This is a genomic window from Bradyrhizobium cedriense, from assembly GCF_054602315.1.
The window spans coordinates 774668-789254 of record NZ_JBTSWB010000003.1; the positions used below are offsets into that span (position 1 = coordinate 774668).

15 protein-coding genes are annotated in these 14587 nt (G+C 62.6%); 7 read left to right on the forward strand and 8 right to left on the reverse strand.

Translation table 11 applies throughout. The annotated features are described in order from the left end of the window. Position 1: 1 nt before the first annotated feature. Complete coding sequence (locus ACYCVF_RS15425; RefSeq protein WP_459596345.1) at positions 2 to 676, reverse strand: response regulator; 675 nt, start codon at positions 674 to 676, stop codon at positions 2 to 4. Between the two features lie 349 nt (positions 677 to 1025). Between ACYCVF_RS15425 and ACYCVF_RS15430 the strand changes: the two genes are divergently transcribed. Then, positions 1026 to 1235 (forward strand): hypothetical protein, encoded by a 210-nt coding sequence (locus tag ACYCVF_RS15430; protein ID WP_459596346.1) that lies wholly within the window; start codon positions 1026 to 1028, stop codon positions 1233 to 1235. Positions 1236 to 1387: 152 nt separating this feature from the next. On the opposite strand, the gene ACYCVF_RS15435 is transcribed toward ACYCVF_RS15430, so the two are convergent. The 5 genes from ACYCVF_RS15435 to ACYCVF_RS15455 all read right to left on the reverse strand — a co-directional run bounded on the left by ACYCVF_RS15435 (position 1388) and on the right by ACYCVF_RS15455 (position 6166). After that, positions 1388 to 1675 (reverse strand): YunG family protein, encoded by a 288-nt coding sequence (locus ACYCVF_RS15435; RefSeq protein WP_459596347.1) that lies wholly within the window; start codon positions 1673 to 1675, stop codon positions 1388 to 1390. Between the two features lie 241 nt (positions 1676 to 1916). Continuing rightward, positions 1917 to 3005 carry a TRAP transporter substrate-binding protein gene (locus ACYCVF_RS15440; protein WP_459596348.1) on the reverse strand — a complete coding sequence of 363 codons (1089 nt, stop codon included), beginning with the start codon at positions 3003 to 3005 and terminating at the stop codon, positions 1917 to 1919. A 165-nt stretch (positions 3006 to 3170) separates the two neighbouring features. Further along, positions 3171 to 4259 (reverse strand): TRAP transporter substrate-binding protein, encoded by a 1089-nt coding sequence (locus ACYCVF_RS15445; RefSeq protein ID WP_459596349.1) that lies wholly within the window; start codon positions 4257 to 4259, stop codon positions 3171 to 3173. A 203-nt stretch (positions 4260 to 4462) separates the two neighbouring features. After that, positions 4463 to 5599, reverse strand: a complete 1137-nt coding sequence (locus tag ACYCVF_RS15450) for an Mrp/NBP35 family ATP-binding protein (protein WP_459596350.1) — start codon at positions 5597 to 5599, stop codon at positions 4463 to 4465. A 129-nt stretch (positions 5600 to 5728) separates the two neighbouring features. Beyond that, positions 5729 to 6166: a VOC family protein gene (locus ACYCVF_RS15455; RefSeq protein WP_459596351.1), complete on the reverse strand. Its 438-nt coding sequence runs from the start codon at positions 6164 to 6166 to the stop codon at positions 5729 to 5731. Between the two features lie 185 nt (positions 6167 to 6351). On the opposite strand from ACYCVF_RS15455, the gene ACYCVF_RS15460 reads away from it, so the two are divergent. The 5 genes from ACYCVF_RS15460 (at position 6352) to ACYCVF_RS15480 (ending at position 11442) form a co-directional block, all read left to right on the forward strand. Next, positions 6352 to 7224, forward strand: coding sequence for an NAD(P)-dependent oxidoreductase (locus tag ACYCVF_RS15460; protein ID WP_459596352.1), 873 nt, complete (start codon positions 6352 to 6354; stop codon positions 7222 to 7224). Between the two features lie 230 nt (positions 7225 to 7454). Then, positions 7455 to 8855, forward strand: a complete 1401-nt coding sequence (locus tag ACYCVF_RS15465; RefSeq protein WP_459596491.1) for a sodium:proton antiporter — start codon at positions 7455 to 7457, stop codon at positions 8853 to 8855. A gap of 160 nt (positions 8856 to 9015) precedes the next feature. Beyond that, positions 9016 to 10611 (forward strand): sensor histidine kinase, encoded by a 1596-nt coding sequence (locus ACYCVF_RS15470; protein WP_459596353.1) that lies wholly within the window; start codon positions 9016 to 9018, stop codon positions 10609 to 10611. Positions 10612 to 10655: 44 nt separating this feature from the next. Beyond that, positions 10656 to 10859: a DUF1289 domain-containing protein gene (locus ACYCVF_RS15475; RefSeq protein ID WP_459596354.1), complete on the forward strand. Its 204-nt coding sequence runs from the start codon at positions 10656 to 10658 to the stop codon at positions 10857 to 10859. Between the two features lie 28 nt (positions 10860 to 10887). Continuing rightward, positions 10888 to 11442: a TIGR02281 family clan AA aspartic protease gene (locus tag ACYCVF_RS15480; RefSeq protein ID WP_459596355.1), complete on the forward strand. Its 555-nt coding sequence runs from the start codon at positions 10888 to 10890 to the stop codon at positions 11440 to 11442. A gap of 110 nt (positions 11443 to 11552) precedes the next feature. Here ACYCVF_RS15480 and dusA read toward each other — a convergent pair whose 3' ends face one another. Beyond that, the gene (gene dusA / locus ACYCVF_RS15485) at positions 11553 to 12548 is read right to left on the reverse strand and encodes a tRNA dihydrouridine(20/20a) synthase DusA (RefSeq protein ID WP_459606404.1); all 996 of its coding nucleotides are present in this window, start codon (positions 12546 to 12548) and stop codon (positions 11553 to 11555) included. Positions 12549 to 12681: 133 nt separating this feature from the next. Here dusA and ACYCVF_RS15490 point away from each other — a divergent pair, with 133 nt between their 5' ends. Next, the gene (locus tag ACYCVF_RS15490; protein WP_448042957.1) at positions 12682 to 13770 is read left to right on the forward strand and encodes a site-specific integrase; all 1089 of its coding nucleotides are present in this window, start codon (positions 12682 to 12684) and stop codon (positions 13768 to 13770) included. A 344-nt stretch (positions 13771 to 14114) separates the two neighbouring features. Here the strand turns inward: ACYCVF_RS15490 and ACYCVF_RS15495 are convergent, their stop codons facing one another. Continuing rightward, positions 14115 to 14567, reverse strand: a complete 453-nt coding sequence (locus ACYCVF_RS15495; protein ID WP_459606403.1) for a hypothetical protein — start codon at positions 14565 to 14567, stop codon at positions 14115 to 14117. Between the last annotated feature and the right edge of the window lie 20 nt (positions 14568 to 14587).

Below are 14587 nucleotides of genomic sequence, written 5' to 3' on the forward strand. Positions count from 1 at the left end.
GCTATTTTTCCTCGGTCATGAGATAGCCGACCCCGCGGACGGTGTGGATCACCACCTTGGCGCCGTGCTCGGCGAGCTGCTTGCGCAGCCGCGAGACGTAGACCTCGACCGCATTGGAGGCGACCTCGCCCTCGAGCCCGAAGATGTGGTCCTCGACGTTCTTCTTCGGCACCACCCGCCCCTGCCGGCGCAGCAGGATCTCCAGCACGGAGGTCTCGCGCGCCGAGATGATCCGCGGCTGATCGTCGACGAAGATCTGGCGGCTCTCGGTGTCGTAGACGAGGTTGGCGAGACTGAGCGAGCGGCCGAGCAACTGGCCCGGCCGGCGCAGGATCGCCTCCAGACGGGCCACCAGCTCCTCCATCGCGAACGGCTTTGCGAGATAGTCGTCGGCCCCGCTGCGCAGGCCGGTGACGCGGTCCTGCAAGCCGCCGCGGGCGGTCAGCACCAGCACCGGCAGCGGCTCCATGTCGAGGCGCAGTTCGCGCAGCACCGAGAGGCCGTCGCCATCGGGCAGACCGAGATCAAGGATCATCGCAGCATAGCTGACGCTGCTCACCGCCTCTCGCGCCTCCGCAGCGCTGCCGACGATGTCGCTCTGGTAGCCGGCCGCCGCCAGCCCGGCAGCAACGAGCCGGGACAGCTCGACATTGTCCTCGACGATCAGAAGGCGCATCGTAGTCCCGCCAGATACTCCGGTGTCATCCCACGGCTCGCACCGCATCTGAGCCTTTTCCAGCATTCGGGGCGGCTCGGCCAGCGAAAAAGCACCCGATGGCCCCCTATCCCATGTCAGGTCCATGTAAGCCGCCGTCGCGCATCAACGGTAGAATGGCTCGAGCCCCGCTGCCCATTCAAAGACCTCGTGTGGTCATCATCACGGAGCGGCTGGCGGACATCCCACGATCGACCACATGCTCGCCGCCAGCTCAAGAATTGGTGCGCGGAACATATGATTTCGCCCGTGGTTGATCTATTTGCCTTGGTTGAATCCAAGGCTCAGGATCAACGCCTGGAGAAGCTCGATGCCGTATTATCCATCCGACCAAAACCAGGACCTGCGCATCTACAAGGTGCTTGCCGACGTCTTTTGCGCGATCCTGCTCGCCACCTTTTCCATCGTCTTTTTCGGCTGGCTTGGCGGCATCGTCGCCTTCGTCATCCTCGAAGCCGGCCTGCTCGGGCTCGATTGGCTCATGCCAAGCGCGAAAGACGCGGCAGGCGTCGTTCGCTGACGGTATTTCCAATCTGCAGAACCCGGCCAGTAGCGAACCTAACGAAATAGGGCAGCTCGGCGCGGCGGCTAGCCTGGTCCGGTCCAGTGCTGATGAACGCCGCTCTGAGTTCAGCCAGTTGCTCGTTCCTCGCCCCTGACCGTGCGTCGACCCTATTCGTAGGCATATCCATGTAGGCGATCGGCTGAGCGAACTGGCACGCCGTGAAGTCGTACCTCTTGCCTCCGACCCCGGTTGTAGAAATGATCGCCGATCGGAAGCAGCGTCTTCAGCAAGTCACCACCGAAGAGTTCGTGAACGAGCAGCGACGTGACGCTGCATTGCCCTGCCGCCGGATTGTTGGCCGTCCATTGGCTGCTCGTCGACAACGACCATGCCTTGCGCAGCGCGTCTTGGACTTGATCGGGATCGAAGCGCAATGGATTTTTCGGGTCCGTCATCGATACAAATTCGGATTATGCGATTGTAGGTTTCTACCACTGTTTTGCCCGACGCATCAAGAAACTTCGGTCTTTCCGCAAATCTTCGCGCTACGTCGCCAAGTCATTGAAAACGCTGTCCTCGCCTACTGTGCATGGGGTTGTTTTCGAAGTTTTCGTTCTGGACGCCCTCCCGGGACGCTGCAACGACAACGCCCCGAAGCCTTCACTCCGGGGCGCTGCATGCGACAGGTGGCGCTGATCAGCTCTGCGAACGGCGCGCCATGAAGATGTCGTAGCCGACCTCGGCGACCTGGAACCAGGAGTAGCCGTCGCTCGTGAATTTGGCGAGGGAATCGTGGACCTTCTTGAAGTTGGGGTTGGTCGCAGCGACTTCGGCGTGCAGCTCCTTGGCGGCCTTGTGGCAGGCATCCATGATCGAGGGCGAGAAGGCGTGCAGCTTGGTGCCGCCCGCGAGCAGCTTTTTCAGCGCCAGCGGATTGGCGTTGTCGTAGCGCGCCATCATGTAGTTGTTGGCATAGTGGCCGGCCTGCTCCAGCACGCTCTGGTAATATTTCGGCAGCGCGTTCCACTTGTCGAGGTTGACGAAGGCCATCAGCATCGGTCCGCCTTCCCACCAGCCGGGATAGTAGTAGTGCGGCGCGATCTTGTAGAAGCCGAGCTTCTCGTCGTCATAGGGGCCGACCCATTCGGCGGCGTCGATGGTGCCCTTCTCCAGCGCCGGATAGATGTCGCCGCCGGCGAGCTGCTGCGGCACCACACCCAGCTTCTGGAGCACGCGGCCGGCAAAGCCGCCGATGCGGAATTTCATGCCCTTGAGATCCTCGGGCGTGTTGACCTCTTTCCTGAACCAGCCGCCCATCTGGCAGCCCGTGTTGCCCGCGAGCAGCGAGACGACGTTGTAGCTCTTGTAGAACTCGTTGAGCACGTCGCGCCCGCCGCCCTGCATGTACCAGGCCTGGTTGAGCCGCATGTTGGGACCGAACGGCACGGCCGAGCCGAAGGTGAAGGTCGGGTCCTTGCCGAAATAATAGTAGGATGCGGTGTGCCCGATCTCGCAGGTGCCGTTCTGCACGGCATCGAGCACCTGGAGGCCCGGCACGATCTCGCCGGCGGCGAATATCTGGATCTGGAATTTGTTGTCGGTCGCCTCCGCGACCATCTTGCACATCATCTCGGCGCCGCCAAACAGCGTATCGAGCGATTTCGGCCAGCTCGTCGGCATGCGCCATTTGATTTCCGGCATCGACTGCGCGATCGCGGGAGCCGCGAGCGTGGCGGCGCCGGCCGCACCAAGTCCGGTGACCTTGATGAAGTCTCTTCTCTTCATGATTTCCTGCCCTAATGGATTGTGATTGTGGGCCTTCTTGTCGAGGCTTGCCGCCAGCATGACGCAAGCCGGGGCCGAATGCCATCCCGATCGCGCTGCGGCAAAGAAAAAGCCCGGCCTCGCGAGCGAGGCCGGGCCATTCGGTGTTGCGACTTAAGCCGTAGATCAGCCGCGGGTGCGCGAGCGGATCATGAAGCTGTCGTAGGTGTATTCGGCGACCTGCCACCACAGATATTCGTCGGAGCGGTAGGCCTGCATGGCGTCAATTACCTTCTTGAAGTCGGCGTTCTTGGCCGAGATCTCCGCCCACAGCTCGTTGGTCGACTTGAGGCAGGCTTCCAGCACTTCGTTGGTGAACGGCCGAAGCTGAGTACCGCCGGCGACCAGGCGCTTCAGCGCTGCCGGGTTCTGCATGTCGTAGCGCGCGGCCATCCAGGTATTGGCATGGGTGGTCGCGTTGGCGAGGATGGCCTGGTAGTTCTTCGGCAGCGCATTGAACTTTTCCAGGTTGGCGAAGGCATGGACGGTCGGACCGCCTTCCCAGAAGCCCGGATAGTAGTAGTACTTGGCGACCTTGGCGAAGCCGAGCTTCTCGTCATCATAGGGGCCGACCCACTCGGCCGCGTCGATGGTGCCCTTCTCCAGCGCCGGATAGATGTCGCCGCCGGCGAGCTGCTGCGGCACGACGCCGACCTTCTGAAGCACCTGGCCGGCGATACCGCCGATGCGCATCTTCAGGCCCGAGAGGTCGGCAACGGACTTGATCTCCTTGCGGAACCAGCCGCCCATCTGGGTGCCGGTGTTGCCGCAGGGGAAGCCGACCACGTTCGACTTCTTGAAGAACTCGTTGGCGAGCTCGTTGCCACCGCCCTGAAAGAGCCAGGAATTCTGCTGGCGTGCATTGAGGCCGAACGGCACCGAGGCGAAGATCGCGAAGGTCGGGTCCTTGCCGACATAGTAGTAGGAAACGGTGTGGCACATCTCGACCGTGCCGCTCGACGTCGCATCGAGCGCCTGCAGACCGGGGACGATTTCGCCGGCCGCGAACACCTGGATCTGGAATTTGTTGTCGGTCATCTCGGCGACGTACTTCGCGACCTGCTCGGCGCCGCCATAGATGGTGTCGAGCGACTTCGGGAAGCTCGAAGTCAGGCGCCACTTCACCTCGGGCGAGGACTGCGCGATCGCCGGCGACGCCACCGCGGTCGCCGCCGCGCCTGCTGCCGACACTTTCAGAAAATCACGACGCTTCATCTTCAGGTCTCTCCTTGCTGGGGCGTTTCCCCTTGACTTCTCTTATGCCGCCGCTCGTTCCGGCAACGCGTCGATGCCGCGTCGAACCGAAGGGGCTTGACTGCCGTGGGCCTTTAACACGGACCGGGCGGTTACGGAACGCGACAATGGCATGGCGGGGCTCTACGAAAGTCGCATGTCCCGGGGGCCCGCGGCCGGCCGGTTCATGCTGCCGCAATGACGCCCTTCAGCTGGTCCCGGACCTGCCCCGCAATGGCGCGGTAGATCGCCGCATGAGGGCCGTCCGGCTCGCTGTCGACCACGGGATTGCCGGCATCCGAGGTGGCGCGAATCGCCATGTGCAGGGGGATCTCACCCAGGAACGGCACCTTGAGTTTCTCGGCCTCGTGCCGGGCCCCGCCATGGCCGAAAATGTCCGACTTGGTCCCGCAATGCGGGCACTGGAAGTAGCTCATATTCTCGACGATGCCGAGCACGGGCACGTTGACCTTCTTGAACATGGCAAGCCCCCGCCGCGCGTCGATCAGGGACAGGTCCTGCGGGGTCGAGACGATCACGGCGCCCTTGAGCGGCACGTTCTGCGCCAGCGTGAGCTGGGCGTCGCCGGTGCCCGGCGGCATGTCGACCACCAGTACGTCGAGCTGGCCCCATTCGACGTCGCGCAGCATCTGCGTCACCGCCGACATCACCATGGGCCCGCGCCAGATCATCGCCGTCTCTTCCTCGACCAGGAAGCCGATCGACATGATGGCGAGGCCGAAACGCCGAAGCGGAATCATCTTGCGGTCGCCGTTCAGCTCCGGCTTGTCGCGCAGCCCCGTGAGGCGCGGCACCGAGGGGCCGTAGATGTCGGCATCGAGCAGCCCGACCCTGAGGCCGAGATCGCGCAGGCCAAGCGCCAGGTTGAGCGCCGTCGTCGACTTGCCGACGCCGCCCTTGCCGGAGGCGACCGCGATCACGGCGGCAACGCCGGGGATTTCCGACTGCCGCGCCATGGGCGACCCGCCGCCCTGCGGCGGTTTGTGGGCATGGACCGGCTGCACGCCGGGCGCGCCGCGGCTCGGCTGCGGGGGTGGCGGCGGCGCGGAGCCCGGCTTGCGCTCGGCGGTCAGCGCCACCATCACGGTGGTGACGCCTGGAATGGCGCGCACGGCCGCCTCCGCTTCGGCCCGGACGGATTCCCAAGCCCTCGCCTCGGCAGCATCGACGTTGATCGAGAAGAACACCTTGCCGTCGGAGGCGTTGATCGCGCTCAGCACGTTGGCATTGGTGAGCGCGACCCCGCGCGGTGACTTGATCCGGCCGAGGCTGTCGAGAACCTGTTGCTGCGTCACGCTCAAAGCGCATCTCCTGAACGGAGCATGATCCGGACCCGAAGGGTCGCGCCAGCGCAAAGTGTGGAGCGTTGTTCCGACAAGATCATGCTCAAGCCTTTAGGATGCCCCATTAGAGCGGAAACGCCCAAAAGGCTACTGCCTGCCGATGTCGTCGGCCTTTTCGGCCGGCGCCGCCCCCTGCTCCCTGGCGGCCTCGTAGTTCAGCTCGATCATGACCCCGTTGGGATCGTGAACGAAGATCTGCCAGAGGTCGCCGCCGGGCACCTGACGGGAGTCGAATGTCATCCCCTTTGACGTCAGCCGCCGCTTCATGCCTTCAAAGCCGCGACTGACGAAGGCGACGTGGTGGACAACGCCGGAATCCGGCTTTTGTGGCTCGGCGGTCGCAGAAATATCAACCAGATGCACCACGGGCTTACCCTCGCTGTACATCCAGGCGCCCGGGAAGGCGAAATTCGGCCGGGCGCCTTTTTCCAGGCCCAGCACATCCTCGTAGAAGCGGACGGTCTCGGCCAGATTCCGGGTCCGGATATTGAAATGATCGAGGACGCCAACGCTCACGCCGTCCATGCTTTCGCTCCCTTGTTTTGAAGTCCTTGAGCCCGGCATCCTAGCACAGGAGGCTGGGCCAAACGAAGCCGTTGCCCTCTGGCCTCAAGGGTTTATGGTGCGCCTCCGATCCGCCCTCACCGCGGAACCAGGCGCCCCTCGCTTGGCAAGAACCGTAAAACCCAAACTACGGACAAGGTACCACAATGGCTAAAGTCGCTTTCCTCGGCCTCGGCGTGATGGGCTTTCCCATGGCCGGACACCTCGCCAAAAAAGGGGGCCATGAGGTCACCGTCTACAACCGCACCGCGGCCAAGGCGAAGGAATGGGCGGACAAGTTCGGCGGCAAGACCGCGCCGACCCCGAAGGCGGCCGCCGAAGGCCAGGATTTCGTGATGTGCTGCGTCGGCAACGACAGCGATCTGCGCGCGGTCACGATCGGCCCCGACGGCGCGTTCGCCGGCATGAAGAAGGGAGCGACCTTCGTCGACCACACCACCGCCTCCGCCGAGGTCGCGCGTGAGCTGGACGCAGCCGCCACCAAGGCCGGCTTCAAGTTCGTCGACGCCCCGGTCTCCGGCGGCCAGGCCGGCGCCGAGAACGGCGTGCTGACGGTGATGTGCGGCGGCGCGCAGGACGCGTATTCCGGCGCTGAGCCGATCATCACGGGCGCCTATGCGCGGATGTGCAAACTGCTCGGGCCCGCTGGCTCCGGCCAGCTGACGAAGATGGTCAACCAGATCTGCATCGCCGGCCTGGTGCAGGGTCTCTCCGAGGGTATCCACTTCGCCAAAAAGAGCGGCCTCGACGTCGCCGCAGTGATCGAGACCATCTCAAAGGGAGCCGCGCAATCCTGGCAGATGGAAAATCGCTACAAGACCATGAACGAGGACAAGTACGATTTCGGCTTCGCGGTCGAATGGATGCGCAAGGACCTCTCGATCTCGCTGGCTGAGGCCCGCCGCAACGGTGCCAGCCTGCCTGTCACCGCGCTGGTCGACCAGTTCTACGCCGAAGTCGAGAAGATGGGCGGCAAGCGCTGGGATACGTCGAGCCTGCTCGCACGCCTGCAACGCTGAGGCTCTGTTGCGGCCTCGTCCAGGACCGTGCAGCATCGCACTTCGTCGCGACCTCGGCCGCGACGAAGTTCTAAGTGCGCTGACCGAAACAAGCATGAACTTTTGGGGGAGCCTTGCTTAGCGTGATCGCCGCCATCCTCGTTGTTGCCTGCGTCGGCGTCGCGCCGGAGCTCCGTCCCGGAAGCGTCGGGTTGGCCGCGAGTGGTGCCTGTCGGCGCCGATCCCGCCTCATTGCTCGCCTGCTCCCGGTCGTGCTCCTGATCCTTGTTGCATCACCTTCGCAGGCGCTCGCCGGATCGATCGACGGGGCGAGCATTCGCCCGCAATGGGCGCTCCCCTTCGCCGGCATGCTGCTGTCGATCGCGATCTTTCCGCTCTTGGCGCCTCACTTCTGGGAGCACCACCAGGGCAAGATTGCCGCGATGTGGGCCGCCCTGATCGTGCTGCCGTTTGCGATCTGGTATGGCCCGCTTCCGACCATCCAGGCGCTCGTGCATACCGCGCTGCTCGAATACATCCCGTTCATTCTGCTGCTCCTTGCCCTGTTCACCGTGGCCGGCGGAATCGTGGTCCGCGGCAATCTTCACGGCTCCCCGGTTCTGAATACGCTGCTGCTCGCGCTAGGCACCCTGATTGCCAGCATCATCGGTACGACCGGCGCGTCGATGGTCATGATCCGGCCGGTGATCCGTGCAAATGACGACCGGCGGCACAATGCGCACGTCGTCATCTTCTTCATCTTTCTGGTGTCCAACATCGGCGGTTCGCTCTCCCCCTTGGGAGATCCGCCGCTGTTTCTGGGCTTCCTGCGCGGCGTTGATTTCTTCTGGACGACGACGCACCTGTTCGCCCCGACCACCTTCGTGGCTTGGATTCTGCTCGCCCTGTTCTTCTGCATCGATACCTATCTTTATCGCAAAGAGGGCCGCGTCAGACCGGACCCAACTCCGGACAATCCGTTGCGGATCAGCGGCGGCCTCAACTTCGTGCTGATGGGAGTCATCATTGCCGCGATCCTCTTGAGCGCCAAGCTCGACCTTGGCGGATTTGAGATTCTCGGCACGCACCTCCAGCTCCAGAATCTTCTGCGCGATGCCGTGATGATCGGCGTCGTGTTCACATCTCTTGCCGTCACCTCGAAGGAGGACCACGACGCGAACGGCTTCTCCTGGGGCCCCATGATCGAAGTGGCGAAGCTATTCGCCGCTATCTTCATCACCATCATTCCCGTGCTTGCGATTCTCAACGCGGGCCGATCCGGGGCGTTTGCCTTGGTCGTAAACATGGTCACCAATGCCGACGGCACGCCGAACAATGCCGCCTATTTCTGGTTGTCCGGCCTGCTCTCATCCTTCCTCGACAATGCGCCGACCTATCTGGTCTTCTTCGAACTCGCCGGAGGCGACGCCAAGCAACTGATGACGAATGGCGCCCTGACCCTTGCGGCGATTTCCGCAGGCGCGGTGTTCATGGGCGCCAACTCGTATATCGGCAACGCGCCCAACTTCATGGTCTACGCGATCGCGCGGTCGGGTGGCGTCGCAATGCCGGGCTTCTTCGGGTACATGGCTTGGACCTCCGTGCTGCTGCTGCCTGTCTTCGCATTGGTCACGCTCGTCTTCTTCAGGTGACGGGACGCGGGTTCCCGCGGCACGACGCTCGAACCGGGTGTGAATTAACGCCCGGTTAACGTAATTCTTTAGCTCCTTAAGTCACCTCTTAAGGATTTCTTGCCAGAGATAGACAATGCAGAAGGCCCGCGTCCGCCGTGGGCAGGAATCGTGTTGCTTGATGAGTAACCCCGCTGAAAAGCCCGAGGTTGTGCAGCTTCCGGCCGAGCCGGTGAGCGCGCCATCGGCGAGCAGCCGAAGGGCTGCGGCGCAGCGGGTGCGCGAGGCGCGCGACAAGTTAACCTCGACCAGCGGAACCCGCCCGGCGTTCGACGCCGAGATGTTGCGCCAATACGCCCAGACGCGGTTGTCGGCCTCCTATGTCGTGATGCTGCTGGTGGTCGCGACCGGCATATTGTTCGGACTGTGGATGCAACCGATCCCCGCCGCGGCATGGACCGTGGGCATGCTTTGCATCCATGCTGCGATGGTCCGGAGCTGCCGGCGGTTCCTGACCGAGCCCACCTCTCCAGCCGCAACGCGGTCATGGCGAACGCGGTTCGTCGTGCTCGACCTGCTCTATGGCCTGTGCTGGATGGCTATCCTGATCCACCCCGTGCTCGACATGGTCACGGAAACGCTGATGATGTTCCTGATGCTGCTGGTGATCGCAGTGTCGAGCATGCTGGCCGCCAATCTGCCGATCGCGGCCCTTGCCGCCACGGCTCCGGTCGCCGTCGCGATGGCGCTGAGCTTCGTGATGATCGGGTCGCTCGACAATTACATCCTGGCGGCACTCGCGCTCGCGGCCGAAGGCTATTTCGTGCTGCTGGCACACCGCCTGCACTCCTCGACGTTCGCCACGCTGGAAGCGCGCGCAGAGAAGGACGCGCTGATCGGCGAACTCGAACAGGCCAAGGCCATCTCGGACGAAGCGCGCCACCGCGCCGAAGCCGCCAATGTCGCCAAGTCACGGTTTCTCGCGCAGATGAGCCACGAGCTGCGCACGCCGCTGAACGCGATCCTCGGTTTCTCCGAGGTGATGAAGAGCGAGATTTTCGGCGCACACGCGGTGCCGGTCTACAAGGATTATTCGGCGGACATCCATAATTCCGGCGTGCACCTGCTCAACCTCATCAACGAGATTCTCGACCTGTCGCGGATCGAAGCCGGCCGCTACGAGCTCAACGAGGAAGCGGTGTCGCTGGTCGGCATCGTCGCCGACTGCCACCATCTGATGAAGCTGCGTGCCTCGAGCCGCGGCATCACCATCCACGAAGTGTTCGAGCAGGGAATGCCTCGGCTCTGGGCCGACGAGCGCGCGATCCGCCAGGTCGTGCTCAACCTGCTCTCCAATTCGATCAAGTTCACGCCGCAGGGCGGCGAGATCTGGCTCAAGGCGGGATGGACCGCCTCGGGCGGACAATACCTTTCGGTGAAGGATTCCGGGTCCGGCATCCCGGAGGACGAGATCCCGGTCGTGCTCGCCTCGTTCGGCCAGGGCTCCAATTCGATCAAATCGGCAGAACAGGGCGCCGGCCTCGGCCTGCCGATCGCCAAGAATTTGATCGACCTGCATGGCGGCACGTTCACGCTGAAATCGAAGCTGCGCATCGGCACGGAGGTGATCGTCACCTTCCCGCCGGAGCGCGTGATGAGCGCGCTGGCGCCGCTGTCGGACGATTCCCCGCCGCTTCAGCCCGAGAGTTCGGTCCTTTCCGAGGAGAAACGCCGGCCGCGCCAGAGGCCAATCATGAGCGCAGGCACGGGCTCTTAACGAGATGCTTGCAGAAATGTCCGACGATCCCTCACTATGTCCGAATGAGCAAAGAAACGCCGTGCGTCGCCGTCTGCATGATCGACCCCAAGACCAAGCTATGCTTCGGTTGCGGCCGCACATTGCCCGAGATCGCGCGCTGGCATGCCATGGCGAGCGCGGATCGGCTCGCGATCATGGCTCTCTTGCCGGCGCGCATGACGGAAGCTGGACTTGCGCCGATCGCAGGATCGCCGAAAAGCACCTGACCAGCCAGGGCGTATCCGAGGGTGCGCAATGATACGCGTTCTACTCGTCCTCATCACGCTCGCCGGCACGGCAGGTGCCGTCGTCGCCTATGGCGACCCCGATCGGATCGCCCGCGCCGGCCACAAGGTCTCGCACATCTTCCGCGGACAGACCGCCTCTCCGGCGCCAGCCGTCCAGATCCCGCGCGGCCAGGGCGGCGAATTCACGCTGCGTGCGAAGATCAACGGCGTCAGCGCGCCGATGGTGATCGATACCGGCGCGACGTCGGTGGTGCTGACCTGGGAGACGGCGAAAGCAATTGGGCTGCCGCTCGAGATGCTTGAATACGATGTCGACCTCGAGACTGCGGGCGGCCATACCAAGGCGGCGCGACTCACGCTTGCTCGTCTCGCCGTCGGCCATCTCGTCGAGAAGTCGGTGCCGGCGCTCGTCGTGCAGCGCGGTCAATTGAAGACCAATCTGCTCGGCATGAGTTTCCTCGACCGCCTGGAGAGCTGGGGCGTGCGTGCGGACACCCTGATGCTCACCGGCTATCCGGAGCTGCGGAACAGCAACCGTCGCTCGCGGACGGCAATCGACTAAACTAGTCTTTTCCACTCTTTCCGCGTCGGCGTGAACTATCACTTCGACCTGTTGCGCTGAGACGGATCGATGAAGCGCCGGACGTTGCGATCCGGCTCTTCACGAGAATGCTAGGCAGCCGCTTCTGCGGGCGGGCGTTCGCCGACACGCGCGATCGCGTCGCGCAGCACGTCGAGACCGGCGCCGGGCTTTACGCCCTGCTCGGCCAGATGGCGACGGAAGGCTCGCGCGCCGGGCACGGCATGGAATGCACCGACGAAATGCCGCGTGATCGCATGCAGCCGCGTGCCGTTCGCGAGTTGCTGCTCGATATAGGGCATCATCGCCTCGAACGCGTCCTGCATGGTCGGATGCGGTGCCGCTTCGCCGAAGATCTCCGGATCCACGGAGAGAAGCCGCCACGGTTCCTGATAGGCGGCGCGGCCGAGCATCACGCCGTCGACATGGGCGAGATGTGCTTTCGCCTCCTCGACGCCAGGGATGCCGCCGTTGATGATGACAGGCACATCAGGCATTGCGCGCTTGAGCCGATAGACACGCCCATAGTCGAGCGGGGGGATGTCGCGATTCTCCTTTGGCGACAACCCATTGAGCCAGGCCTTGCGGGCATGCACGATCAGCGCGTCGCAGCCGGAGGCGACCACCGCGCGCGCAAGCGTATCGAGCGCCGTCTCCGGATCCTGATCGTCGATGCCGATACGGCATTTCACGGTGACGGGAACGGCGACGGCGCGCTTCATCGCATCGACGCACCTTGCCACCAGGTCCGGCTCCGCCATCAGGCATGCCCCGAAGCGGCCATCCTTCACGCGATCGGACGGGCAACCAACGTTTAGATTGATCTCGTCGTAGCCGTGGTCCTCGCCAATCCGCGCGGCCAGCGCGAGCTCGCGCGGATCCGCCCCACCAAGCTGAAGCGCCACGGGATGCTCGACCGCATCGAACCCAAGCAGCCGTTTCCGGTCGCCATGAATCACCGCGCCGGTCGTCAGCATCTCCGTATAAAGCAGCGCCCGCCGGGTCAGGTGACGGTGGAACACCCGACAGTGTCGGTCGGTCCAATCCATCATGGGTGCCACGGAAAAGCGATAGTCTTGATATTTCAATCGTTTATCCTATCCTCTCAATGGGATGGAAGAAGAACGTGTGCACTCCAAACTAGCCGAAATTGCACACGTTTGTACCCGTTTTGACCTCCCGGTGCACACATAGTGCACACGAAAGCCGGAGTGCACACGCGTGGCGACCTTCACTCAATTGGGATCGGGAAACTGGCGCGTTCAAGTCCGCCGCAAGAACCGTTATGTGGCCGAGACTTTCCGGCGGCGCAAGGACGGCGAAGAATGGGCGCTCGAGATGGAGCGCAACATTGACCGCAATGGATCGTCCAAACCACGCGTAGTGCGAGACGTTCGCACATTTGGCGATCTGATTGATCTGCACGACGAAGACATGCGCGATGTCGGAAAGCCCCCTCGCCGTTCAAAGGCTGCTGTGATGGCATCGCTCAAGGCTGAGCTCGGTAGTGTAAAGCTGCCGGCGCTCAATCGAGAGCGGCTGATCGAGTTTGGGAGAAAGCGGGCCAAGCAAGGCGCTGGTCCAGCGACGTTGGCGATCGATTTGTCATTTATCCGAACCATCATAACCCACGCGGCCGCTGTGCATGGCATCGAGGTTTCAGCCGAGGAAGCCCGCCTCGCGCGCGTGGCGTTAAGCCACCTCAATTTGGTTGGAAAGAGCAAGGAGCGTGACCGACGGCCCACGCAAGACGAACTCGACGAGCTAATTGAATACTTCGAGACGAACCGTCGGCAATTTATACCGATGGGGCGCATCGTCAGATTTGCCGTCGCAACGACATTGCGCCAGGAAGAGATCTGCAAACCCGAGTGGCCGCTGGTTGACATGAAAAAGCGACTGGTGGTCATTCAGGATAGAAAGGACCCCAGGAATAAGGATGGAAATGACCAGAAAGTGCCTTTGCTCAACCTAACGGGCTATGATGCGTGGGAAGTCGTGCTTCAGCAGCGGATTGTGACTCGAGGCTATGGACGGGTCTTTCCCCATAACCATAGATCCGTAAGTGCGGCATTCACCCGGGCATGCCATGAACTCAAGATCGAAGACCTGCACTTCCACGATCTGCGTCACGAGGGAACGAGCCGCCTGTTCGAAGCGGGACTTCCAATCGAAAAGGTGGCACTGGTCACCGGCCACAAGGATTGGCGGCAGCTCCAACGCTATACCAACCTCAAGGTCGAAGATCTTCTCAAGCTGCAGTACGCCCAGCAGCCGTCAATGGAAGAATTTATAAAGATGTTGGCGTGAGGTGTCCGCCAAATTGATACGGAGTTCATTCGGCGAGACTCAGGTTAATTTCACCACCATTGGCCGAATTCACTGAGCGTCGTTGCGCTCACATAAAAAGCGGATTTTACGGAGAGTCACTCAAAAGCACGCGGGCCTGTGTGCGCCCGCGAATCAGCCCTTCATTTCCGGACGGGTACTGTCGATGGAACGCTCGGGTCTACGTGCTCGATGAACGAAATGCCGCCGTCGCCGCTGATCATCGTGTCCCAAAGGTTAAAACCGGACTTCTGGATCATCAGCTTCCACAGATCCTCAAGATCCTCCCTCGCTTGCTTGACCACCTCCGGCTTGCACTCCGTTTCCTAGCCTGCGCTCAAACCTCCGCCGCCGAAGAGGTCGATTTCCTCCGGCGCTCCTATCAGAACCTCGTCGTATTCGGCATAGGCCGGCTTACCGTGAGCGAGGGTGTCGCGAAGTATCTTCATCCGCTCCATGGATTTCAGCGGGCGCTTGTCCAGTACGACCGGGATGCCAAGCGCACCAAACACCTTCTTCAGCTTCTCCATGAAGGCTTCGCGCTCCTTCCGGTCGGCAAGCTTGCCGGCCTCGTTGAGTTCGAAGCCCATGAAGTTGACGTTGGCCTCGAACGTGAAGGCCACCATGACCGCGCAGGCCATACCGTCGTACATGATAGCGTCGCGCGAGCCCTCCTGAATGACATCAGCGTGGTACGTCGCGGCCTGGGAGAGGTCGTTGTGGACGAACACGCGTTTCAACTTCTGAACCCGCGCTTTAATCTTCTTTTTCATCTGCAATCATGGTCCCTTTATGCCAC

Bases quoted from the DNA above. Each gene is read 5' to 3' on its own strand.
- ACYCVF_RS15425 (WP_459596345.1), bottom strand. From the start codon at position 676: ATGCGCCTTCTGATCGTCGAGGACAATGTCGAGCTGTCCCGGCTCGTT.
- ACYCVF_RS15430 (WP_459596346.1), top strand. From the start codon at position 1,026: ATGCCGTATTATCCATCCGACCAAAACCAGGACCTGCGCATCTACAAG.
- ACYCVF_RS15435 (WP_459596347.1), bottom strand. From the start codon at position 1,675: ATGACGGACCCGAAAAATCCATTGCGCTTCGATCCCGATCAAGTCCAA.
- ACYCVF_RS15440 (WP_459596348.1), bottom strand. From the start codon at position 3,005: ATGAAGAGAAGAGACTTCATCAAGGTCACCGGACTTGGTGCGGCCGGC.
- ACYCVF_RS15445 (WP_459596349.1), bottom strand. From the start codon at position 4,259: ATGAAGCGTCGTGATTTTCTGAAAGTGTCGGCAGCAGGCGCGGCGGCG.
- ACYCVF_RS15455 (WP_459596351.1), bottom strand. From the start codon at position 6,166: ATGGACGGCGTGAGCGTTGGCGTCCTCGATCATTTCAATATCCGGACC.
- ACYCVF_RS15460 (WP_459596352.1), top strand. From the start codon at position 6,352: ATGGCTAAAGTCGCTTTCCTCGGCCTCGGCGTGATGGGCTTTCCCATG.
- ACYCVF_RS15470 (WP_459596353.1), top strand. From the start codon at position 9,016: ATGAGTAACCCCGCTGAAAAGCCCGAGGTTGTGCAGCTTCCGGCCGAG.
- ACYCVF_RS15475 (WP_459596354.1), top strand. From the start codon at position 10,656: ATGAGCAAAGAAACGCCGTGCGTCGCCGTCTGCATGATCGACCCCAAG.
- ACYCVF_RS15480 (WP_459596355.1), top strand. From the start codon at position 10,888: ATGATACGCGTTCTACTCGTCCTCATCACGCTCGCCGGCACGGCAGGT.